A 20,266-nucleotide genomic window follows, 5' to 3' on the forward strand; every position below is an offset into this window, starting at 1 on the left:
CCCGTCAGCCGTCCCCCCGCCAGCGGAGGACCTCAAGGGCGACACCGACTTCGAGCGGATGCTCGGCGAGCGGGCGGGGCAGCAGCCGGTCCGCCCGGTTGAGCCGCCGGAGCAGGGTGTTGCGGTGGGTGAACAGGCGGGCGGCGGCCTTCGAACTGTTGCCCTGCTCGGCGAGGAAGGTGCGCACCGCCTCGGTGATCTCCGACGGCGCGCCTTCGAGACCGCCCAGAGTCCGCTTGACGAAGCGGTCGGCGCGGTCCGGCGCGCTGGTGATGAGCGCGACCAGCTCGACCTCGTCGTGCGACGCCAGCCGCTGGACGGAGGTCAGCCGCGCCAGCATCTGCTGGGTGGTGAGGGCGTCGAGGTGGCTGCGGCGGAAGCCGTCGACCCCGGGCGCGGCCGGGCCGAGGGCGATGCGCACGGCCGGCAGCTGATCCAGCGCGGCCCGCACGTCGCCGGTGTCCGGACGGCCGTGCACCCACACCCAGCGGGTCGCGGCACTCGCGAGCACGCTCAACGGGCGCACTTCGCCCGCCGCCGCGGCCAGGGCGTCGGCGGCGCGGTCGAGCTGGCGAAGGTCGGCGTCGGGATCATCGGTCCAGATGACCGCGGCGGTGTGCGTCCGTTCCAAGGCGTGCCCCAGCCGTGTCTCGGCGCGCACGCGGGTGATCGGCGCGCCGTCCAGCAGCAGGGCCACGATCTCGCGGCGCTCGGCGTGGGTCCCGCGGGTCAGCTCGCCCCGTTCGGCCCGCATCCGGGCGGAGATCGCGGCGACGGTGGCGTCGACGAAGGCGGCGATGGAGCGGAGGGAAACGTCGAGCAGGACGCGCAGCTCCTCGGTATCCGTGGTGAGCGAGCAGGCGATCTGGGTCCAGAACCGCTCCGCGACACCCTGGCCGATCCGGTAGGCGTCAAGCGAGGATTCGTCGAGCCCGCGCCGGACGAGGTCCCGGGCCACGCCCAGCGGCGCCTCGCCGTCATTCGCACGGACCGGCACACCCGGAGCGCGGAGGTTGGCGGCGGCCCAGAACACCAGGTTGGACCGGTTGGTCCGCCGCGTCCCGGCCGCAAGCACCGGGTCACTGGCGATCGGCTGCATCGCCGCACTGGAGAGCGTGGCCTGGTCCAGCTCGTCAAGCCACTCCTGCGGCGGTTGGAGGGCGATCTCGGCCCCCCGGCGGATCAACTCCTGCACCCGGGGCGACGGCGGATCCCACGACATGGGGTGAGCATAGCGGTGCACTGTGCACCATGGGGTGGTCGATTCGGTGCACAGCGCTCTTGGTCGCCGGCTGGATGGGGAGGCTGATCCTCGATGGTGAGGCTGATCGTCGTCGTGGCGGGCTTCCGCCGGTGTCCCTTTGTCTGCGCCCGCTGCCGGATCTCACGATCGGCGACTGGTGCCGGGGTCGAGTGGTCCGGTTTGCCACATCGGTCAGTCGCCGGTCCGGTCCGCCGAGCCGGTCGGTCGGTCGGTCGCCGGATCGGTCAGTCGTCGGATCGGTCGGTCGCCCACCGGATCGGTCGGCCACCGGACCGCTCGCCCACCGGACTGGTCGGTCGCCGGGTCGGTCGGTCGTAGGCTGGCGGCATGCAGATCGGATTCGGCGCCCCGGCTTCCGGCGCGTGGGCCACCGCGGACAATCTGGCCCGCTTCGCCGAGCAGGCGGAGGAACTGGGCTACGCGTCGTTGTGGACGTTTCAGCGTCTGCTCGTCGGCGCTGACCAGGAACTCGCGCCGGTGTATCAGAGCGTGCTCGACCCGCTGGTCGCGTTGAGCTTCGCCGCGGCGCGCACCTCGCGGATCCGGCTCGGCGTCGCGGTGCTGAATCTGCCGTTCGTGTCGCCGGCCTACCTCGCCAAACAGGCCGCGACCCTGGACATCCTCTCCGGCGGACGGCTGGACCTCGGCCTCGGCGTCGGCTGGTCGAGCGCCGAGTTCACCGCGACCGGCGCCTCGACCGCCCGGCGCGCCGCGCGCACCGAGGAGTACTTGCGGGTGCTGCACACCCTCTGGGCGGACGAGGTCAGCGAGTTCGCGGGTGAGTTCTACACCGTGCCGCCGAGCCGGATGATGCCCAAACCGGTGCAGCGGCCCGGTCCGCCCGTGCTCCTCGGCGGAATCGTGCCGGCGGCGGTGGCCAGGGCCGGCCGGATCGCCGACGGCTGGCTCAGCAGCAGCGGGACGGACCTCACCCGGATCGGCGCGCAGATCGAGACCGTCCGCGAAGCCGCCGCCGAAGCCGGCAAGGACCCGGCCGGGCTGCGGTTCGTCTGCCGGGGCGTGGTCCGGGCCGGCGAACCGGACGGCCTCACCCCGGACGGCACCCGCCAGCGCCTCACCGGCAGCTACGAGCAGATCCGCCAGGACGCGGCCTGGCTCGGCGAGCAGGGCGTCACCGAACTGTTCTACGACCTGAACTGGGACCCGCTGATCGGCAACCCCACGGCCGACCCGGCCGCGGCCGCCGAGCGAGCCGAGGAGATCCTGCGCGAACTCGCCCCCGGCACCCACTGAGTCACCGCTCGACGCCCTTCGGCCTCCTCGCGGCTTCAACCGGCCGTCGCGGGTCCCAGCCGCGTGCCCTGAAGGCCACCTTCAGGGACCTGCATGCCCTCATGGTGGCCTTCAGGGCAAAAACGTCTGGCACAGAGCACTATGCACCACATCACCTCCATTCCGGTGCAGATTGCCCTTGGCCACGAGCGATCCGCACCGCACGATAGAAGCGTCGACCATCACTGTTGGGAGTTGCCGCCGATGTCCTCTGCCTCCGCGCCGCCCGCTGTCGAGCACCTCGACGTCCTGATCGTCGGCGCCGGGATCTCCGGCATCGGCGCGGCGTACTACCTGCAGCGGGATCATCCGCACCGCTCGTTCGCGCTGCTCGAAGCGCGCGGGGCGACCGGCGGGACCTGGGACCTGTTCCGCTACCCCGGAATCCGGTCGGACTCCGACCTCTACACGTTCGGCTACGAGTTCAAGCCGTGGCGGGACGAGGACTCGATCGCCGACGCCCACAAGATCCTCGCCTACCTGCGGGAGACCACCGCCGAGCACGACCTCGACCGCCGGATCCGGCTCCACCACAAGGTTGTGGGCGCGGCCTGGTCCTCGGAGCAGGCGCGGTGGACGGTCGACATCGAGCGCACGGACACCGGCGAACGCACGACGCTCACCTGCGACTGGCTGTTCAGCGCCGGCGGGTACTACCGCTACGACGAGGGGTTCACCCCGCGCTTCGAGGGCCGGGAGCGCTTCGCCGGGACGATCGTCCACCCGCAGCAGTGGCCCGAGGACCTCGACTACGCGGGCAAGCGCGTCGTGGTCATCGGCAGCGGCGCCACCGCCGTCACCCTCGTGCCGGCGATGGCGGCGACCGCCGGCCACGTCACCATGCTGCAGCGGACCCCGAGCTACATCCTGCCGATCTCGAAGAGCGACGCCACCGCCCGCCGGCTCAAGAAGGTCTTCGGGGACGAGCGCGGGCACGCCATGGCCCGCCGGCTGGGCGCCTTCCGGCAACGGGCGATCTGGCGGTTCAGCCGGAAGTTCCCGAAGGCCGCGCGGCGGCTGATCCGCTGGATCACCACCAAGCAGCTGCCCGCGGGCTATCCGGTCGACGAGCACTTCAACCCGCCGTACGACCCGTGGGACCAGCGGCTGTGCCTGGTCCCGGACGGCGACCTGTTCCAGTCCATCCGCACCGGCGAAGCCGAAATCGTGACCGACCGGATCGCCACCTTCACCGAGAAGGGCCTGCTGCTGGAATCCGGCCGCGAACTCGAGGCGGACGTCATCGTGACCGCCACCGGGCTGAACCTGCAACCCTTCGGCGGCATCCCGCTGACCGTCGACGGCGCCGAGGTGCGCTTGGCCGATACCGTGACCTACAAGGGAATGATGCTCTCGGGCGTGCCGAACCTGGCCTTCTCCATCGGCTACACCACCTCGTCCTGGACGTTGAAGGTCGGCCTGCTCTGTGAGCACTTCTGCCGGCTGCTCGCGCACATGGACGCGCACGGCCACACCGTGTGCCGCCCCGAGCCCGCCGATCCGGCCATGCCGACCCGGCCGTTCCTGAACTTCGGCGCCGGCTACGTCCAGCGCGTCGTGGACCAGCTGCCCCGCCAAGGCGACCGGCTGCCGTGGCTGACCTCGATGAACTACCACTCCGACATCAAGCTGCTGCGCAAGGGCAGCGTGCTCGACCCCGAGCTGCACTTCTCCCGCGCGGCGCTGCCCACGCCCGTCGCACACCCGGCGGAAACGGTGACCGGCTGATGCCCGCCGGCACCGACGACCGATTCGCCGATCTCCCAGCCGGACCCCGCATCTGCTATCGCGTCGAGGGTCCCGAGGACGGGCCGCCGCTGCTGCTGATCGCCGGGCTGGGCCTCGACCTCACCTCGTGGCCGCAACGGATGGTCGACGGGTTCACCGGCCACGGCTTCCGGGTGATCCGCTTCGACAACCGCGACGCCGGCCGGTCGAGCCGGATCGGCACCCCGGCCCCGGGACGGCTGCGGCAGCTGTTCGCCCGGCCGCGGCCCGACGCCTACGACCTCGGTGACCTGGCGGCCGACACGATCGGGCTGCTCGACCACCTCGGCGTCGAGCGCGCCCACCTGGCCGGGATGTCGATGGGCGGGATGATCGCCCAGACCGTCGCGGCCCGGCACCCCGCCCGCGTCGCCACGCTCACCTCGATCTTCTCCACCACCGGGCACCCGCGGGTCGGCCAGCCCGCCCGGTCGACGGTCCTGCGCCTGGCCCGGCGCCCGGCCCGGACCGCCGAGGAATCGGCCGCGCGGCACCTGGCGCTGCTCTCGCACATCGGCTCGAAGACGTTCCCGCCGGACAGCGCCCTGGAACGGGCCTGGGCCACGGCCCTGTGGGACCGCAGCGGCGGAGCCCGCGACGGGGTGCCGCGCCAGATCAGCGCCATCCAGTCCTCCGGTGACCGCACCGCGGAGCTGCGCCGCATCACCGTCCCGGCCCTCGTCGTGCACGGCGACGCCGACCGCATGGTCCACCCCAGTGGCGGCCGGGCCACCGCCCAGGCCATCCCCGGCGCCCGCCACGTCGAGATCCCCGGGATGGGCCACCATCTCGCGCCGGGTGTGCTCGACCGCCTGGTGGACCTCACCACCGATCTGGCGCGCACCGCCGACGCGCCGGCGACCCGTCCAGGAGGCACCCGATGAGCAGTGTGCGCGGCAAGGTCGCCGTCGTGACCGGCGCCGGTTCCGGCATCGGCCGGCAGCTGGCGTTCGAATTGGCGCGAAGGGGCGCGCGCCTCGCCGTCTCCGACGTCGACGACCTCGGCCTCACCGAGACCGCCGACCGCGTCAAAGCCCTCGGTGCCGAAGTCCACGCGGGGCACCTCGACGTCAGCGACCGCGCGGCCGTCGAGGCCTACGCCGCGACCGTCGCGGAGCATTTCGGTGTGGTGCACCAGATCTACAACAACGCCGGGGTCAGCGGCGGCCGCGGCGGGGTGCTCGACAACGACTGGGACGACTACGAACGCGTCCTCGGGATCAACCTCTTCGGCGTCATCCACGGCACGAAGGCCTTCCTGCCGCACCTCATCGCTTCCGGCGACGGGCACGTGGTGAATGTCTCCAGCCTCAACGGGATCATGGCGCAGCCCTCGCTCAGCGACTACTGCGCCGCCAAGTTCGGCGTCCGCGGCTTCACCGAAAGCCTGCGCGGCGAGATGCTGCTGGCCCGCCAGCCGGTCCAGGTCAGCGTGGTCCACCCCGGCGGGGTCAAGACCAACATCGCGAGCGCCGGGCTCGACCGGGCGCGAAAGCTGGGCACCCTGACGCCGCGCGCGGAGGCGCGGGCGCGCGTCTACAACGAGAAGCTGCTGAAGATGCCCGCCGAACAGGCCGCGCGCATCGTGCTCGACGGCGTGGAAGCGGGCCGGCCGCGCATCCTGGTCGGCACCGACGCCAAGGTCGTGGACCTGCTCGTCCGGCTGTTCCCCCGCCTGTACCCCAAGGTCGCCGTCCGGTTCGAGCGGCGGACGATGGCGTCTTAGCTTGTAGATGTCATCGTTTGTAAATGTCATAGTGGGGTGGTGCACGAACTCCTGCTGGACCACCCGGTCGTCGCGAGCGTCAAGGACGAGGCCGGGCTGCGCGCGGTCACCGAAGTGGAAGCACCGGTGGTGTTCCTGCTCTTCGGGTCGATCCTGACGCTGCCCGGGCTGCTCGAGCGGCTGCGGGCCGCCGGGAAAACCGTGCTGGTGAACGTGGACCTGATCGAAGGGCTGGTCAGCCGCGACATCGCCGTGGACTTCGTGGCCGAGCGGACGCAGGCCGACGGCGTGCTGAGCAGCAAGGCCGCCATCGTGAAGGCCGCGAAGGCGCGCGGGCTGCTCGCGGTGCACCGCTTCTTCCTCGTCGACTCGTTCTCCTACCACAACCTCGGCAAGCAGCTGGCCATCTCCCGGCCCGACTACATCGAGATCCTGCCCGGGTGCGTGCCCCGCGTGATCACCTGGCTGCGCGCCGACACCGAGGTGCCGATCATCGCGGGCGGCCTGGTGTGCGACAAGGACGACGTCCTGGCCGCGCTCGGCGCGGGCGCGACCGCGATCGCTTCGTCCAATGTGGACGTCTGGTCGATGTAGCGCCCCGACGGTGCCCCCAAAACGGCCGCCTCATTCCCCCTTCGACGCCAGCCAGGTGAACAGCGGGTCGGTGTGGCCGGGCAGCTCCCGGTACACCTCGCCCAGCCGGCGGTAGCGCTCGTGGGTCACCGGGTCCGGCACGAACTCCGCGCCCGGTGACACCAGCGCCGCCACCGCCTCGTCGAAGCCGCCGAACAGGCCGAGTCCGACGCCCGCGCAGATCGCCGCGCCCAGCTCCGCCCCGCCCTGCGCACGCCGCGCGGGCCGGTCGAACGCGTCGGCGACGATCTGCATCAGCACGTCCGACCCGGCGCCGCCGCCGGAGACCAGGACCCGCGAGAACTCCGTGCCCAGCTCCGCCGCCATGGCGTTCCCGTTGCCCTGCAAGGTAAGCGCGATCGCCTCCAGCACGGCCCGGTAGAGGTGGAACGGTCCCTGCCGCCCGTCGAACCCGAGGAACGCGCCGCGGCGAAACGGCGCCTCGACGGGCGCGAGCCAGTCGAGGACCGCGATGAGGCCGTCGGAACCGGCGGGCACGGTTGCCGCTCCCGCGTTCAGCCACTTCTCTTCGCCCAGCAGGTCGCGCAGCCAGCTGACCGTCCACATGCCACGCCGGATGCCTTCGCTCTCATACAGGTACTCGTGCGGGCGGCAGGCGAAGTTCGTCCAGAACGCCTTGGCGTCACGGACGTTGCGCGCACCGGTGGTCATGCCGGCGATGTAGGTGCCGAGCGACAGCAGCAGGGTGCGGTCGTCGGCGAGCCCGCTGCCCAGCGCCTCGACCGCCTTGTCGTTGGCGGTGGCGAACACCGGCAGCCCCGCCGGCAGCCCGGTGTGCGCCGCCGCCTCCGCCGTCACGGTGCCGAGCCGGTCTCCCGGCTGCACCAGCTCGAACAGCATTCCGCGCGGGACGTCCGGCTCGGCCACCCACTCCCAGCTGTCCGTGTCGATCGGCCACACGCCCTGGTAGTTCGCCGCGGTGTCACGGAACTGCCCCGTCATCCGCGCGGTGATGTAGCCCGAAGACGTGGTGACGTAGCGGACGTCCGGGTTCGTGTGCTCGTACGGCCGCGACACGCGCTCGTCCATCCAGCTCAGCACGGGCTGGGCGAGCGTGCCGTCGGCGCGCAGCATCGCGCGGCAGAACCGGATCGTGCACAGGCCCACGCCGAGGATTTCCCCGGGCCGCCCGTCGAACGCGTCCAGCGCCGCGCGGGTGGCCGCGCCGATCGAGTCCCACAGGTCGTCGTCCGGGTGCTCGACGACGCCTGGGCGCGGCGTGTCGTTGGGCCGCAACGGAACGCGGGCCCGGGCGTGCACCTTGCCGTGCTCGTCGAAGACGGTGACCTTGGTGCTCTGCGAGCCGTTGTCGATCCCGAGGAGGTAACCCGTCATCACCGGTCCCCGGCGGGGAAGATGGTGCCCGGGTTCATGATCCCGTTCGGGTCGTAGGCCTCCTTGAGCCTGCGCAGCACCGGGTACGCGCTGCCGTGCTCCTGCTCGGTCCACGGCGCGCGGTACTTGCCGATGCCGTGGTGGTGGACCATCGAGCCGCCGCGGGCCAGCGTCTCCTCGACGATGATCGCGTTCAGCGGGATGTGGTACTTCGTGATCTCCTCGCGCGGCTCGCAGTTGATCCGGTAGTCGTAGACGAAGTACATGTTGGTGCCGGTCTGGTAGCTGTGCGAGGAGTGCCCGCCCAGCATCGTGAGGTCCTCGAAGTGCGGGTACTCCTTGGTGATCCGGGAGATCACCGCGTCGTAGACGTCGCCGACCACCGACCAGTTCGCCGACACCTCGGTGGTGTAGCCCAGCCGGTGCTCGGCGAGCATGGCCTCCTGCTCGGCCCGGATCTTGTCCGGGCCCCAGTTGAGGTTGTCGAACCACGCGCGGATCAGCTCCGGATCCACCCGCTCGTGCTGGTACCGCCCCACGATCTGCTCGATCGCCGTGCTCGTCGCGTCGGCGAGCGGGGCGGGCCCCTCGGCAAGGAAAACGGCCACGCACTTGCCGTTCGCGAAGTGGGAGAAGTGCTGCGCGGCGTCCTGCTCGGAGTAGACCCGCGCGACCGACGGGTGATAGCCCTCGGTCACGACCTCGCGCAGGATCTCGATGCCGGTCCGCACGTCGTCGACCAGGTAGCCGTGGAACCGGTTGTTCTCCGGCTGGTACTTGAACAGCTTCACCGTGACCTCGGTGACGAAGCACAGCGCGCCCTCGTTGCCGATCACGACGTGGCGGATGTCCGGCCCGGCCGCGCGGCGCGGCACGTTCTTCACGCGGCTGACCGTGCCGTCCGGGAAGACCGCCTCCAGGCCGACCACCATGTCCTCGATCCCGCCGTAGAGCGTGGAGAACTGGCCGATCGAGCGCGTGGCGACCAGGCCGCCCATCTGGGCCAGCGGCTTGGACTGGGGCGAGTGGCCGGTGGTGAGCCCGAGCTCGCGCACGCGGTCCTCCAGCACCTGCAGCGGGACGCCGCACTGCGCGGTGACCTGCATGTCGACCGGGTCGACCTGCACGATTTCGTCCATTTCGGACCCGTCGAGCACTACGGTGCGCTCGAAGCTGGTCTCGAGCCCGCCCTCGGTGCCGGTGCGGCCGGTGCGCGGGACGATGTTGACGCCGTGCTCGTTCGCGAAGGCCAGCACGGCGGCGACCTGGCCGGTGCTGCCCGCGCGCACGATGGCGAGCGGGAACGGGCCGTCGTAGATGTCGTGGACGGCGGTGTACTTCTTGAACCGGTCGACGCTCGCCTCGCGCAGCAGCCGCTCGTCGGTGTCCACGCGCTCGGGGCCGGCGATCTCGCGCAGCCGGTCGATGATGGCGGTCGTGTCCATGGTTTTCTGTGCTCCGTTCGTGGTTCGGTTCATCGGGTGAGGTAGCCGCCGTCGACGGTGAGGACGTGCCCGTTGACGTAGTCCGAGGCCCGGCTCGCCAGGAACACCACCGCGCCCATGAGGTCGCCCAGCTCGCCCCAGCGGCCGGCCGGGATGTGGTCGAGGACGCGCTGATTGGCCGCCTGGTCCGCGCGGGTCTGCTCGGTGATCGCGGTGGCGAAGTAGCCGGGTGCGATGGCGTTGCACTGGACGTTGCTCGCGCCCAGCTCGTCGCAGTACGCCTTGGTGAAGCCGACGATGCCGTGTTTGGTCGCCGCGTACGCCGGGGACATCTGCCCGCCGAGGAAGGAGAACAGCGACGCGATGTTGACGATCTTGCCGTGTCCCTGCTCCGCCATGTGCCGCCCCACGTGCCAGCCGAGTTCGAACGGAGCGGTCAGGTTCAGCGCGACCATCGGGTCCCACTGCTCCCGGCCGAACTCCGCCACGGGCGCCAGGTTGGCGATACCGGCGGAGTTGACCAGGATGTCGACCGAGCCGAACGCGTCCACACAGGACTCGACGACGCGGGCGGGCGCGCCCGGCTCGGTGAGGTCGGCCTTCATCGTCTCCAGCTGGGAACCCGCCGCGGCGACCAGGCGCCCGGTCTCGCCGCCGTCGTCGACCACCGTCGGCGCGAACACGTTCGCACCGGCCTTGGCCAGCGCCACGGTGAACGCGCGCCCCAGCCCGGTGTTGCCGCCGGTCACGATCGCGTTTCGGCCGCGCAGCGAGAACAGGTCGAGGGAGAAGTCCTGGATTTCCAACGGAAGGGCCTTTCTTCAGGTACGGGTCTTCAGGCGAGTGCGGGGGTCCGTGGTTGCGGCTCGGCAGCCGGTTCACGGCGCTGCACCCATAGCGTCAGCGAGGTCAGCGCGATCCCGATCAGGCCGGCGGCGGTGAGGACGCCGAAGAGCGCGCCGTAGCCGCCGTGCGGGGCGGTGTTCGTGGACGGGTCCCCGATCCACCAGGCGACGAGGCCGGGCAGGAACGCGTCGGGCAGGTAAGCGAGCCCCGAGGCCAGGCCGATCACGCCGCCGCGCTGGCCGGCCGGGATGCGCGCCTCGGTGATGCTCGCCCAGTAGACCCCGCGGCTGGCGAAGACCATGAGCGACAGCACGAACATCAGCGTCAGCGCGGCCCACTGCAGCGCGGGCGCGCCCGGCAGGAACAGCAGCACCGCCACGCACAGCGTCGCGCCGACGAAGGCGAGCCGCAGGAAACGCGGCGTCGAGTGCGTCACCTTGTCCACGCCGAACCCGCCGAGCGGTCCGGCGACGAACTGGAAGACGTAACTGCGCACCACGCCGAGCACCCCGATCAGCCCGGCGGTGACGCCGAAGTTGTGCTGCAGCAACGGGGAGAAGTAGCCGAGCGTGGTGTAGAAGCAGTACATCAGCATGATCGAGCCGCCGAGCAGCCAGGTGTACTTGTTCCGCGCGGCCGCGAGCAGCTGGCGTACCGACAGCGCCGAGCGCTCACCGGCCGGGGCCTCGCCGGCCTGGCCCCGCAGCGCGAACCAGATCAGCCCGGCCAGCCCGAGGCAGAGGCCGCCGTAGATCGCGATGAGCGTGAGCACGCCGGCCGTCGGCGCCAGCAGGGTGCCGACCAGCAGCGCGCCCACGCCGCTGATCACCGTCGAGGTGACGCCGCGGATCGCTTCCAGGAAGCCGAAAAGCCGGCCCTGCTGCTCGGTGGGGCCGAACGAGCCGATCGCCTTGACCAGTGCGGGCCAGTACAGCGCCATGCCCGCGAACGCCATGGCGATGTGCGCCAGCAGCACCGTCGCATAACCGGGCGAAACCGTGAGCGAAAGATCGGCGACGCCGGTGATGGCCAGCGCGGCCACGACCAGCGTGCGCGGGGCGAAGCGATCGGCGAACCAGCCGCCGGCGAAGTACATGACCGCGGCCACGGCGCCGAACACCGACATGATGTCGCCGTATTCCTGCGCCGTGAGGCCGAGGGCGTGGTACGTCGGTTCCAGGAAGACGAACCGGATGTAGGCGACCTGGAAGATCACCCCGCCGGACGTGCACAGCAGCAGATAACTCAGCCGCCTCCGCGCACCGCTCACTTTCGACCACCTCACTGTGGGGATAACGCTCTGGGGGAATCCGGGCATAAAAAAAGAGAACAGTGATCCCCTACGACGAATGGGGTTACTGTTCTCTGAGGTCTCTAGTAACTGAGGTATTCAGTTGTGGCGACAGCAACGTAACCACAGCTCTCCCCCGGCTGTCAAGCGCGGTCCCCCCACGGAAAGCAGGATCCATGCCGGACACTCCGGTCGTGCTGATCCACGGCTCGTACCACCGGCCCGCCCATTACGAACCGCTGGTCAGCCGTCTCACGCAGGTCGCCGGCAGGGTGAGCGTGCCGGACATCGGCATGCTGCCGTTGCCGGAGAGCATCAGGCTCGTCCAGGACATCGTCGACCAGGCCGCGTCGCCGCCGGTGGTCGTGGGGCACTCGTTCGGCGGCGCGGTCGCCGGTTCCCTGCACGGGGCCCGGCGGCTCGTCTTCCTGTCCGGGTGGGTGCTCGACGTCGACGAGACGGCCGCCGGATGGCTCGCCGAGGATCCCTCCGGCGACTCGGAATTCGCGCGGGCACTGCGTTTTTCCGAGGACGGGTCACAAGCGTGGATCGACCCCGCCGCGGCGGCGAGCCTCTTTTATGCCGATTGCGCACCTGACGCGGCGGCGCGCGCGGTCGAGCTGCTGCGGCCCGACACCCCGCTCAACTTCCAGCTGAGCCCGACCGCCGCCGAGTGGAAACACACCCCGTCGCTTTATGTCGCGACGCGCCACGACCGCACCTGGCCACCGGCCCTGGTCACGGAATTCTCCAGCCGCTGCACCGAAACCGTGACCGTCGACACCGGGCACTCGCCGTATCTCAGCGCCCCGGACCGCGTCGCCGGCATCATCGGCGGCTGCCTGGGATGAGACGATCGGGGGACCTTGACAGGGTCCCCCACGTCGTCGTTCCCGCCTTTAGCATCGGACTCGAAATCGTGCGGCTTTCTCACGACGCGCCCTCACGAAACGAGACCTTCATGCGAATTCTCGCGCTGACCACCGCCGCCGGCCTCAGCCTGATCACCGCCTGTTCCCCCACCCCGACCGAATCGGCTCCGGCCGGCCCGGCGCAGCTCATCCAGCCGATGACCCAGGTGACCGCGCAGCCGCGCCAGGGCTACTACTCCGATCCGTATCCCCTTCACATCGCCAAGCCGGGCACGGTGCCGCAGACGTTCTCCGGGACCACCAGCGAACTGCTGAGCTGCGGGGGAACCCCGACGGCGGGCTGTTTCAAAGCCACCCCGATGACGGTGGCCGCCGGGCCGGCCCTCACCGCCCAGCTGGCCGGCTCCACCCTGAAAGCCCGGATCAACAACAACATCTTCCAGGACGATTCGGGCGCCTGGCAGATGGCCGTGACCTATTACGTGTCCAACCCCCGCTTTCCCGGCGCGAAGGCGTGGACCGCCGTCGTGCACGCCCGTCCCGCCGGCGCGCCCGCGGCCACCGCGGTGCCCACGGACTGGGTCGCCGACGCCCTGGTGGCCGGCGATTTCACCAAGCCCACCAAGGCGAACTACGACGGGAAGTACTTCGAGGACGCCGGAAAGCTGTACCTCGTCTACAGCGAGCGGCTCACCGACAAGCCCGCGCGAGACGGGATCGTCGCGCAGGCCATGACCACGGCCGCCATTCCCGGCCCGGGCAAGCCGGCCGTGCTGCTGGCCCCCGGCGACTTCCCGTCCGAGCTGTTCTTCGGGCTGAACCAGCCCAATACGTTCAAGCTGATCGAAACCGGGAACATCACCAAGGTCGACGGCAAGTACGTGATGGCGTACTCCACCGGCGCCTACGACGATCCGTCCTACAAGATCGGGCTCGCCTGGTCGGACACGTTCCTGCCCGCCGCCGGGGCCGGCTACCGGAAGATCACCATGCCCGACCCCACCGGGGTCTGGGGTGATCCGGGCCGGCCCGAAGTCCGGTACCTCCTGCAGACGCAGGAATCGAAGTGGCCGAACTACATCGCCAAGACGGTGGTCGCGCCGGGCGTGCCGGCGGTGGTCCAGGACAGCGACCACTGGTACCTGACGTTCGCGGGATACCTGCCGGCGGAAGCGAAGGTGGACCCGAAGACCGGGCACTACCCACCGTCTTCGCGCCGGCCGTACTTCGCGCCGGTGTCGGTGCACATCCCTCCCCACGCGACAGTGGCGCACACCTCCGAGGCCGATCTGGCGAACTGGATTACGATCAGCGCGGCTTCCTGAGGCCGCCGGAGAAGGAGAACCAGGTGCTAATCCGACCGAAAGCAGGCGGACACGGGCTGCAGCCGATCTGCTCGGAGCAACCCGTTTCCGCCGTGGCTGCCGTCGGATCAGCGACGAACGGCACAGTATGAGGCGACGGCACTCCGCCGCACGTCGCACGGCGGCGATCCTGCTCGCCGCCACCGGGGTCCTGTCCGCGTGCTCGACCGGCCCGCCGCCGGTCCCGTCCGCGGACGCCTGCGGGACGGCGGCGCCGGCCGGGCCGGTCGACTCCTGGACCGCGGCGCCCGCCCGGCTCAGCGGCCCCTACCAGGACAAGACGATCCGCGACGTCGTGCACACGTCGATCGGCGGCACGTCCGTCCGATTGCGACTGTCGAACGCCTTCGGCACCACCGCGGTGAAGTTCGGCTCGGTGTGGGTCGGCGCGCAGTCGGACGGGGCCGGCCTGGTCGCGGGTTCGAACCAGCGCGTGCGCTTCACCGGGGCGGAGACGACCACGGTCGCGGCCGGGGCCGAGGTCGTCAGCGACCCGGTGGACCTGACCGTCCGGCCCGGCGAAAACCTGTCGGTGAGCATCCACGTGGACGGCGACACCGGCGACGTCACCGGGCACCTCAAAACCGAGCAGCACGGGTGGTACGCCGACGGAGACGCCGGCGCCGACACCTCCGCGGCGCCCTACACCCACCAGATCGACCGCTGGTTCTGGCTCGACGCCGTCACCGTGCAGCCGAGCCGGCCGGCGCGCACCGTCGTCGCCCTCGGCGATTCGATCACCGACGGATATCACTCCACAGTGGACGCCAACCACCGCTGGCCGGACTACCTGGCCGGCCGGCTGGGGCCGTGCGGCCGATTCGGCATCGCCAACGAGGGCATCGCGGGCAACCGGGTGACCGCCAACGGCTCGGGGGTCAGCGCCGAAGCCCGCCTCCAGCGCGACGTCCTGGCGCAACCGAACGCCGGCACGGTGATCTACCTCGAAGGCATCAACGACATCGACAGCACGGTGAAGGCCGCCGGCCAGCTGATCCAGGCCGACCAGAAGATCGTCGACCGCGCGCACGCGGCCGGGTTGCGGATCATCGGTGGCACGATCACACCGTTCGAAGGCTTCCACACGTATTCGCCCGCCACCGAGGGAATACGGGCGAGCGTCAACGCCTGGATCCGCGACAGCGGGACGTTCGACGGCGTGGCCGACTTCGACGCGGCCCTGCGGGATCCCGCGGACCCGCACCGCCTGCTCGGCCGGTACGACTCCGGCGATCACCTGCACCCCGGCGACGACGGCTATCAGGCGATGGCCAACGCGGTGCCGCTGGGCGCTCTCGGTTAGTTTCCGCTGGTCGATGGAGACCCTGCCAAGGTCCCTCTGACAAGGACTCCCAGCCCCCGGCCGATGCGTGTTCCACTTTGACCGGAATTCGGTATCACCCACTCCGGAGGGGAAGAAGAATGAACAATCCCGTGCTGAAAATAGGCCGCTATCTGATCGGCGGACTGGTGATCGGCGGATTCTGGTATCTCAACAAGAGCAGGCCGGCCTGGGAGGAGGCCCTGCGCACGATCGTGGTTTTCGCCATCGTGATGACCCTGGTCAAGGCCCGGCTCAAGAGCAAGCCCGTGACCATTCACCTGGTCCCGCTGATCGCGTCGAAGGCGACGCTGGTCCTGATCGCCGCGGGGGTCGAAGAAGTGCTCCGGACCTCGCACGCCGTCAGCGACCCGGCGCTGGTGGTCTCCATCGGGCTGGGCCTCGCCGTGATCCTCGTCGGGAGCCTGTTCCACCGGTTCTTCTTCACCATCAACGCGCCCCGCCGCTCCTACGAAGGCCAGCCGCGATGACCGGGACCACGTACCACCTCAAGGACAACTACGCACCGGTCGCCGACGAGCTGATCGCGTTCGACCTGCCGGTCACCGGCGCCATCCCGCCCGAGCTGACCGGCTGGTACCTGCGCAACGGCCCGAACCCGCGCACGGAGACCCGGCACTGGTTCCTCGGCGACGGCATGCTGCACGGCGTCCGGCTCGAGAACGGGCGGGCCGAGTGGTACCGCAACCGCTGGGTCCGGACCGGCAGTTTCGACGCGCCCCTGCCGCCCGGCCCCGGCGGGAACCGGGATCTGCGTGATTCCACGGCCAACACCCATATCGTCAACCACGCGGGGAAAACGCTCGCCCTCGTCGAAACGGCACTACCCTACGAGGTCACCACCGACCTGGAAACCGTCGGCCCCCACGATTTCGACGGCAAGCTCACCACCCCGATGACCGCGCATCCCAAGATCTGCCCGGAAACCGGGGAGCTGCATTTCTTCGGATACGCGCGCGAACAGCCGTATCTGACCTACCACCGCGCGGACGCCCACGGCGTGCTGCGGCTGAGCCGCCCGGTCGAGGTGTCCGGGCCGACCATGATGCACGACTTCGCCCTCACCAGCCGGCATGTCGTGTTCCTGGACCTGCCGCTCGTGTTCGTGCCGGGCAGCGCGGGGATGCCGTACAGCTGGGACCCGGACTACCCGGCCCGGATCGGGCTGCTGCGGCGCAACGATCCACAAGGGACGGTCCACTGGTTCCCGATCGACCCGTGTTACGTCTTCCACACGCTCAACGCGCACGAGGCCGGTGACGAGGTGGTGCTGTACGCCGTGCGGTACGGGCATCTGTGGTGGGAGGGCCACGAGGGCGTCCCGGGCACGTTGTGGCGGTGGCGGATCGACACCCGCACCGGCGCCGTCCACGAGGAGCAGCTGGACGACCGGGACTGCGAGTTCCCGCGGATCGACGACCGGCTCGCGGGGCTCGACGCCCGATACGGGCACGTCACCTCGGGCACCTCGCTGATCCGGTACGACCTGCACACCGGCTCGGCGGCGGAGCACGCGTTCGGGCCGGACCGGACCCCCGGCGAGGCGGTGTTCGCGTCCCCGCAGTGGCTGATCACCTACGTCTACGACCGCACCCGCGACGCCTCCGACCTGGTGATCCTGGACGCGACCGCCCCGTCCGCCGCCCCGGTCGCGACGGTCGCGCTGCCCGTACGCGTGCCCGAGGGCTTTCACGGCAACTGGATCGCCGACTCGTAGCCGCACTGCACTGCACTGCACTGCTGCGCGGAGGCGGGGCCCGCTGCCTCGAAGGCAGCCGGCCCCGCTTTCGCGCACCCGGCCAGTTGACATAGTCGCCACTATCCGAATAGTCTCGACTATGTGAGTACCGAAGAGCCCGGCACTGAGGGGACACAGCCCCGCCGCCTGACCCGGGCCGAGACGAAGGCACGCACCCGGGTGCTCCTCCTGGAGGCCGCCGCGTACGTCTTCGCGCGCAAGGGTTTCGCCGGAGCTTCGGTCGACGACATCGCCGAGCGGGCCGGCTTCACCACCGGCGCCCTGTATGCGCACTTCTCCGGCAAAGAGGAAGTGTTCGTCGAACTCCTCGCCGGCCGGACCCACAGCCGGCTCGCCGAGGCCGCCGAGATCGTGTCCGATGTGGACAGCAGCCTGGACGAGACCCGGTCCGCGATGTCCCGGCTGGTGGTCGACGTCGCGGACAACGACGACGACTTCGCCCTGCTGCAGGCGGAATTCTGGCTGTACGCCATCCGCCGGCCCGAATTCCAGCAGCACCTCGCCGGGCAGTTCCGCACCAACCGGGACGCGCTGGCCGCCGTCCTCACCGCCCGCGCCGAGAAGCGGGGCCAGGGCGGCGACGTCCCGTTCGAAGAGCTGGCGACCGTGCTGGTGGCGTTGTTCCAGGGCCTGGTGCAGCTCCGTCGCACGGACCCGGACCTGGTGCCGGAATCGCTCTACGGCGAGGCTTCCCGCTGGCTCTTCTCCGGCATCACCCCCCGACCCTGACCCGGGAACCCAGATGGATATTCGGTCCGAGCTCAAGGATTTCCTCACCGCCCGGCGGGCCCGCATCAGCCCGGCGGAAGCCGGTCTGCCGACTTACGGCGCGCGGCGGGTCCCGGGGTTGCGGCGCGAGGAGGTCGCCGTGCTGGCGGGGGTGAGCGTGCCCTATTACAAGCGGCTGGAACGGGGCCAGGTCGGCGGGGTCTCCGACAGTGTCCTCAACGCGCTGGCCCGCGCACTCCAGCTGGACAAGACCGAGCGTTCACACCTGTTCGCGCTGATGCGGGCGGCGGCCGGCCCGGCGGCCCGCCCGCCGCGGCCGCGAGTGCGCACCGTCGGCCCGGAACTGCAGTCCGTCCTCGACTCCATCACCACCGCGCCGGCCTTCGTGCGCACCCGTCATCTCGACGTCATCGGCGCCAACGCCCTGGCCCGCGCACTGTTCTTCCCGGCTTTCTCCCACGCCGACGGCCCGGTGAACTCGGCACGGTTCATCTTCCTGGACCACCGGTCCCGCACCTTCTACGGCGACTGGGACGAGATGGCGAACGAGGCCGTCTCCGCCCTGCACCTCGCGACCGCGCAGGATCCCGGCGATCCCGGGCTGAGTGCGCTGGTCGACGAGTTCTCTTTGCTCAGCGAGGAGTTCCGCACCCGATGGTCCCGCCAGGACGTCCGTCAGCCCGGCCGCGGGACCAAAGTGCTGCAGCACCCCGAAGTCGGCGCGATCGCGCTCAGCTTCGAACCGCTGGAAGTCATCTGCGACGACGGCGTCACCCTGTTCACCTGCACCCCGCGGCCCGGCACCTCCGCGGCCCGGGCGCTCCGGCGGCTCGGCGACTGGGCCGAGGCCAGGGACTTGGAGTACCCGCGCTCACCGGCGCGGCTCGTCACCGCTTGACGGCACGCGCTCGACGGCACGTCAGCGGCGCTTGGGCGCGTTGGGGATGATGAACCACAGCAGGATGTAGAGCAGGAACTGCGGGCCGGGGATGATGCACGAAAGCACGAACGCCAGCCGCACCACGTACGGGGTCCAGCCGTAGAATTCGGCCAGCCCGCCGCACACCCCGCCGAAGACGAAGTGGTCGCGGGACCGGGTGAGCTTGGGCCGCGCGGGGACGGCCGGGGGCGGGTTTTCCGGCTGGGTCATGGGAAATCCTCTCTCAGGCCGGACCGCACTCGACGGCCCGGCGACTCGATGTTCGGTGGCCCGAAGGCCATGGGGTGGCCCGCGGGCCGGTCAGGGCAGGCGGCGCGCAGCAGGACGGTGAACTCCGCGACCGGACCGGTCAAGCCCGCCGCCGGGCCGCCGCACACAGCAGGGTCGCGAACCCGCGGCCTGACCGGTAGGGGCCGCCACCGGGCCGCGGCACGCCGCAGGATCGTGAACCCTGCAACCAGACCAGGCAGAGCCGCGGCGCGCAGTAAGACAGCGAACCCGCGACCCGACCAGTCACGGCCGCCGCCAGACCGCGGCACGCCGCAGAATCGTGAACCCCGCAACCAGACCAGTCAGGCCCGCCGCCGCGCCGCCGCACGCAGCAAAACCGCGAACCCCGCGACCAAACCAGCCAGCACGACGATCGCGCCGAGCAGCAGTACCACCGGGCCCACCCCGCCCGCCAGCGCGTGGGCGAGCCCCAGCACCATTCCGGTCACCACGATCGCGGCGGGCCAGATCAGCGTGCCCGCCCATTTTTCGCCCGTGCTCCAGCGCGGCCCGTTCCACAGCATCACCACTCCGGCGATCCAGCCCAGCACCGGGACCACGAACCCGGCGAGCAGCAGCACCAGCACCGTGCCCACGTCGTAGGCCAGCTCACCGCCGCCGGCGCGGGCCGGACCGCCAGCCGGACCGCCGGCCGAGGCACCGGCCGGAGCGCCGGATTCGGCGGCAGCGGCGGCGGCGATCTCCTCGGGTGTGCCCAGTTCGTCGAGGACCTGGCGGGCCCGGGCTTCGTCCGCGCCCGGCCCGACCAGCTCGGCCAGGTGTGCGGCGATGTCGTCGAGCAGCTCGGCGCGGGTGGCGGCGGGCAGTCCGGCGCCGGCCCGGCGCAACCGGTCCAGGTAGTCGGTGATCAGCGCATCGGTGGTGGACAACGGCTCGCTCCTCACCAGGCTCGTGGTGGTCGGTTCGGCATTCATGACGCTCCCTTCGTCAAAAGCAGGTCGACCGCGTCGCGGAACTGCGCCCATTCGCCGCGGAAGGTTTCCAGGGATCGGCGCCCGGCCGGGGTCAGCCGGTAGTACCGCCGCGGCGGCCCCGCCGGGGACTCCTTCCAGGTCGTGACGACCAGGTCGTCGTCGCGCAGCCGGGACAGCAACGGGTAGATCGTCCCCGCCCCGGCCGCCAGCGCCTGGCTGTCGGTCAGCGCGCCGACCAGCTCCACCGCGTACCGCTCCCGCTCGTCGAGCAGCGCGAGCACGCAGAACGCGATGGTGCCGCGCCGCAGTTCGGTCATCGGCTTCCTGCTCGCGCCAGCTACCATGCCACGCATAGTACCTGGTGCCGCCAGACTGTGCTCACCGGTGGGCGATCTGTCCCGTCTTGTCAGTGACAGTCGGAAAATAACCCCATA

Annotated in this window: 20 protein-coding genes; 12 read left to right on the forward strand and 8 right to left on the reverse strand. The window is 70.7% G+C overall.

The features are described 5' to 3' along the window. Positions 1–4 precede the first annotated feature (4 nt). Positions 5–1,222 carry a PucR family transcriptional regulator gene (locus OG943_RS14605; RefSeq protein WP_328610302.1) on the reverse strand — a complete coding sequence of 406 codons (1,218 nt, stop codon included), beginning with the start codon at positions 1,220–1,222 and terminating at the stop codon, positions 5–7. Positions 1,223–1,591: 369 nt separating this feature from the next. Between OG943_RS14605 and OG943_RS14610 the strand changes: the two genes are divergently transcribed. The 5 genes from OG943_RS14610 to OG943_RS14630 all read left to right on the forward strand — a co-directional run bounded on the left by OG943_RS14610 (position 1,592) and on the right by OG943_RS14630 (position 6,644). After that, complete coding sequence (locus OG943_RS14610) at positions 1,592–2,518, forward strand: TIGR03619 family F420-dependent LLM class oxidoreductase (RefSeq protein ID WP_328610303.1); 927 nt, start codon at positions 1,592–1,594, stop codon at positions 2,516–2,518. A 243-nt stretch (positions 2,519–2,761) separates the two neighbouring features. Continuing rightward, positions 2,762–4,285 carry a flavin-containing monooxygenase gene (locus OG943_RS14615; RefSeq protein ID WP_328610304.1) on the forward strand — a complete coding sequence of 508 codons (1,524 nt, stop codon included), beginning with the start codon at positions 2,762–2,764 and terminating at the stop codon, positions 4,283–4,285. Beyond that, positions 4,285–5,208 (forward strand): alpha/beta fold hydrolase, encoded by a 924-nt coding sequence (locus OG943_RS14620; protein WP_328610305.1) that lies wholly within the window; start codon positions 4,285–4,287, stop codon positions 5,206–5,208. Before OG943_RS14615 ends, OG943_RS14620 begins: the two co-directional genes overlap by 1 nt. Continuing rightward, positions 5,205–6,050, forward strand: coding sequence for an SDR family NAD(P)-dependent oxidoreductase (locus tag OG943_RS14625; protein WP_328610306.1), 846 nt, complete (start codon positions 5,205–5,207; stop codon positions 6,048–6,050). Before OG943_RS14620 ends, OG943_RS14625 begins: the two co-directional genes overlap by 4 nt. A gap of 39 nt (positions 6,051–6,089) precedes the next feature. Then, positions 6,090–6,644 (forward strand): glycerol-3-phosphate responsive antiterminator, encoded by a 555-nt coding sequence (locus OG943_RS14630; protein WP_328610307.1) that lies wholly within the window; start codon positions 6,090–6,092, stop codon positions 6,642–6,644. A gap of 30 nt (positions 6,645–6,674) precedes the next feature. Here OG943_RS14630 and OG943_RS14635 read toward each other — a convergent pair whose 3' ends face one another. Genes OG943_RS14635 through OG943_RS14650 form a run of 4 tightly spaced genes read right to left on the reverse strand, consistent with a single transcriptional unit; the run spans position 6,675 to position 11,600 of the window. Then, on the reverse strand, positions 6,675–8,039 hold the full coding sequence (locus OG943_RS14635; RefSeq protein WP_328610308.1) for an FGGY-family carbohydrate kinase: 1,365 nt from the start codon (positions 8,037–8,039) through the stop codon (positions 6,675–6,677). After that, positions 8,039–9,484 carry an FAD-binding oxidoreductase gene (locus OG943_RS14640; protein ID WP_328610309.1) on the reverse strand — a complete coding sequence of 482 codons (1,446 nt, stop codon included), beginning with the start codon at positions 9,482–9,484 and terminating at the stop codon, positions 8,039–8,041. The genes OG943_RS14635 and OG943_RS14640 overlap by 1 nt, the downstream gene beginning before the upstream one ends. A gap of 29 nt (positions 9,485–9,513) precedes the next feature. Then, positions 9,514–10,290, reverse strand: coding sequence for an SDR family oxidoreductase (locus tag OG943_RS14645; RefSeq protein ID WP_328610310.1), 777 nt, complete (start codon positions 10,288–10,290; stop codon positions 9,514–9,516). A gap of 29 nt (positions 10,291–10,319) precedes the next feature. Continuing rightward, positions 10,320–11,600 (reverse strand): MFS transporter, encoded by a 1,281-nt coding sequence (locus tag OG943_RS14650; protein ID WP_328610311.1) that lies wholly within the window; start codon positions 11,598–11,600, stop codon positions 10,320–10,322. 197 nt (positions 11,601–11,797) lie between these two features. Between OG943_RS14650 and OG943_RS14655 the strand changes: the two genes are divergently transcribed. From OG943_RS14655 to OG943_RS14685, 7 genes are all read left to right on the forward strand, one after another. Continuing rightward, positions 11,798–12,472: an alpha/beta hydrolase gene (locus OG943_RS14655; protein WP_328610312.1), complete on the forward strand. Its 675-nt coding sequence runs from the start codon at positions 11,798–11,800 to the stop codon at positions 12,470–12,472. 110 nt (positions 12,473–12,582) lie between these two features. Next, on the forward strand, positions 12,583–13,818 hold the full coding sequence (locus tag OG943_RS14660; protein ID WP_328610313.1) for a hypothetical protein: 1,236 nt from the start codon (positions 12,583–12,585) through the stop codon (positions 13,816–13,818). A gap of 127 nt (positions 13,819–13,945) precedes the next feature. Beyond that, positions 13,946–15,160, forward strand: a complete 1,215-nt coding sequence (locus OG943_RS14665; RefSeq protein WP_328610314.1) for an SGNH/GDSL hydrolase family protein — start codon at positions 13,946–13,948, stop codon at positions 15,158–15,160. A 119-nt stretch (positions 15,161–15,279) separates the two neighbouring features. Next, complete coding sequence (locus tag OG943_RS14670) at positions 15,280–15,669, forward strand: hypothetical protein (protein WP_328610315.1); 390 nt, start codon at positions 15,280–15,282, stop codon at positions 15,667–15,669. Then, on the forward strand, positions 15,666–16,916 hold the full coding sequence (locus OG943_RS14675; protein ID WP_328610316.1) for a carotenoid oxygenase family protein: 1,251 nt from the start codon (positions 15,666–15,668) through the stop codon (positions 16,914–16,916). Before OG943_RS14670 ends, OG943_RS14675 begins: the two co-directional genes overlap by 4 nt. Positions 16,917–17,039: 123 nt before the next feature. Then, positions 17,040–17,687: a TetR/AcrR family transcriptional regulator gene (locus OG943_RS14680; RefSeq protein ID WP_328610317.1), complete on the forward strand. Its 648-nt coding sequence runs from the start codon at positions 17,040–17,042 to the stop codon at positions 17,685–17,687. 13 nt (positions 17,688–17,700) lie between these two features. After that, positions 17,701–18,585: a helix-turn-helix transcriptional regulator gene (locus OG943_RS14685; protein WP_328610318.1), complete on the forward strand. Its 885-nt coding sequence runs from the start codon at positions 17,701–17,703 to the stop codon at positions 18,583–18,585. 21 nt (positions 18,586–18,606) lie between these two features. Here OG943_RS14685 and OG943_RS14690 read toward each other — a convergent pair whose 3' ends face one another. The 3 genes from OG943_RS14690 to OG943_RS14700 form a co-directional block, all read right to left on the reverse strand. Then, on the reverse strand, positions 18,607–18,837 hold the full coding sequence (locus OG943_RS14690; RefSeq protein WP_328610319.1) for a PspC domain-containing protein: 231 nt from the start codon (positions 18,835–18,837) through the stop codon (positions 18,607–18,609). Positions 18,838–19,199: 362 nt separating this feature from the next. After that, a complete protein-coding gene (locus OG943_RS14695; protein WP_328610320.1) occupies positions 19,200–19,832 on the reverse strand; it encodes an HAAS signaling domain-containing protein in 633 nt (210 codons plus the stop codon). Beyond that, on the reverse strand, positions 19,829–20,149 hold the full coding sequence (locus OG943_RS14700) for a PadR family transcriptional regulator (protein WP_328610321.1): 321 nt from the start codon (positions 20,147–20,149) through the stop codon (positions 19,829–19,831). Before OG943_RS14700 ends, OG943_RS14695 begins: the two co-directional genes overlap by 4 nt. Positions 20,150–20,266 lie beyond the last annotated feature (117 nt).

Source organism: Amycolatopsis sp. NBC_00345, assembly GCF_036116635.1.
In the GTDB taxonomy this organism is placed as follows: domain Bacteria; phylum Actinomycetota; class Actinomycetes; order Mycobacteriales; family Pseudonocardiaceae; genus Amycolatopsis.

Excerpts from the sequence above, each read along its gene's own strand:
- OG943_RS14665 (WP_328610314.1), top strand. The coding sequence starts at position 13,946 with ATGAGGCGACGGCACTCCGCCGCACGTCGCACGGCGGCGATCCTGCTC.
- OG943_RS14615 (WP_328610304.1), top strand. The coding sequence starts at position 2,762 with ATGTCCTCTGCCTCCGCGCCGCCCGCTGTCGAGCACCTCGACGTCCTG.
- OG943_RS14605 (WP_328610302.1), bottom strand. The coding sequence starts at position 1,222 with ATGTCGTGGGATCCGCCGTCGCCCCGGGTGCAGGAGTTGATCCGCCGG.
- OG943_RS14635 (WP_328610308.1), bottom strand. The coding sequence starts at position 8,039 with ATGACGGGTTACCTCCTCGGGATCGACAACGGCTCGCAGAGCACCAAG.
- OG943_RS14695 (WP_328610320.1), bottom strand. The coding sequence starts at position 19,832 with ATGAATGCCGAACCGACCACCACGAGCCTGGTGAGGAGCGAGCCGTTG.
- OG943_RS14675 (WP_328610316.1), top strand. The coding sequence starts at position 15,666 with ATGACCGGGACCACGTACCACCTCAAGGACAACTACGCACCGGTCGCC.
- OG943_RS14610 (WP_328610303.1), top strand. The coding sequence starts at position 1,592 with ATGCAGATCGGATTCGGCGCCCCGGCTTCCGGCGCGTGGGCCACCGCG.
- OG943_RS14625 (WP_328610306.1), top strand. The coding sequence starts at position 5,205 with ATGAGCAGTGTGCGCGGCAAGGTCGCCGTCGTGACCGGCGCCGGTTCC.
- OG943_RS14685 (WP_328610318.1), top strand. The coding sequence starts at position 17,701 with ATGGATATTCGGTCCGAGCTCAAGGATTTCCTCACCGCCCGGCGGGCC.
- OG943_RS14700 (WP_328610321.1), bottom strand. The coding sequence starts at position 20,149 with ATGACCGAACTGCGGCGCGGCACCATCGCGTTCTGCGTGCTCGCGCTG.
- OG943_RS14660 (WP_328610313.1), top strand. The coding sequence starts at position 12,583 with ATGCGAATTCTCGCGCTGACCACCGCCGCCGGCCTCAGCCTGATCACC.
- OG943_RS14690 (WP_328610319.1), bottom strand. The coding sequence starts at position 18,837 with ATGACCCAGCCGGAAAACCCGCCCCCGGCCGTCCCCGCGCGGCCCAAG.
- OG943_RS14670 (WP_328610315.1), top strand. The coding sequence starts at position 15,280 with ATGAACAATCCCGTGCTGAAAATAGGCCGCTATCTGATCGGCGGACTG.
- OG943_RS14640 (WP_328610309.1), bottom strand. The coding sequence starts at position 9,484 with ATGGACACGACCGCCATCATCGACCGGCTGCGCGAGATCGCCGGCCCC.
- OG943_RS14655 (WP_328610312.1), top strand. The coding sequence starts at position 11,798 with ATGCCGGACACTCCGGTCGTGCTGATCCACGGCTCGTACCACCGGCCC.
- OG943_RS14620 (WP_328610305.1), top strand. The coding sequence starts at position 4,285 with ATGCCCGCCGGCACCGACGACCGATTCGCCGATCTCCCAGCCGGACCC.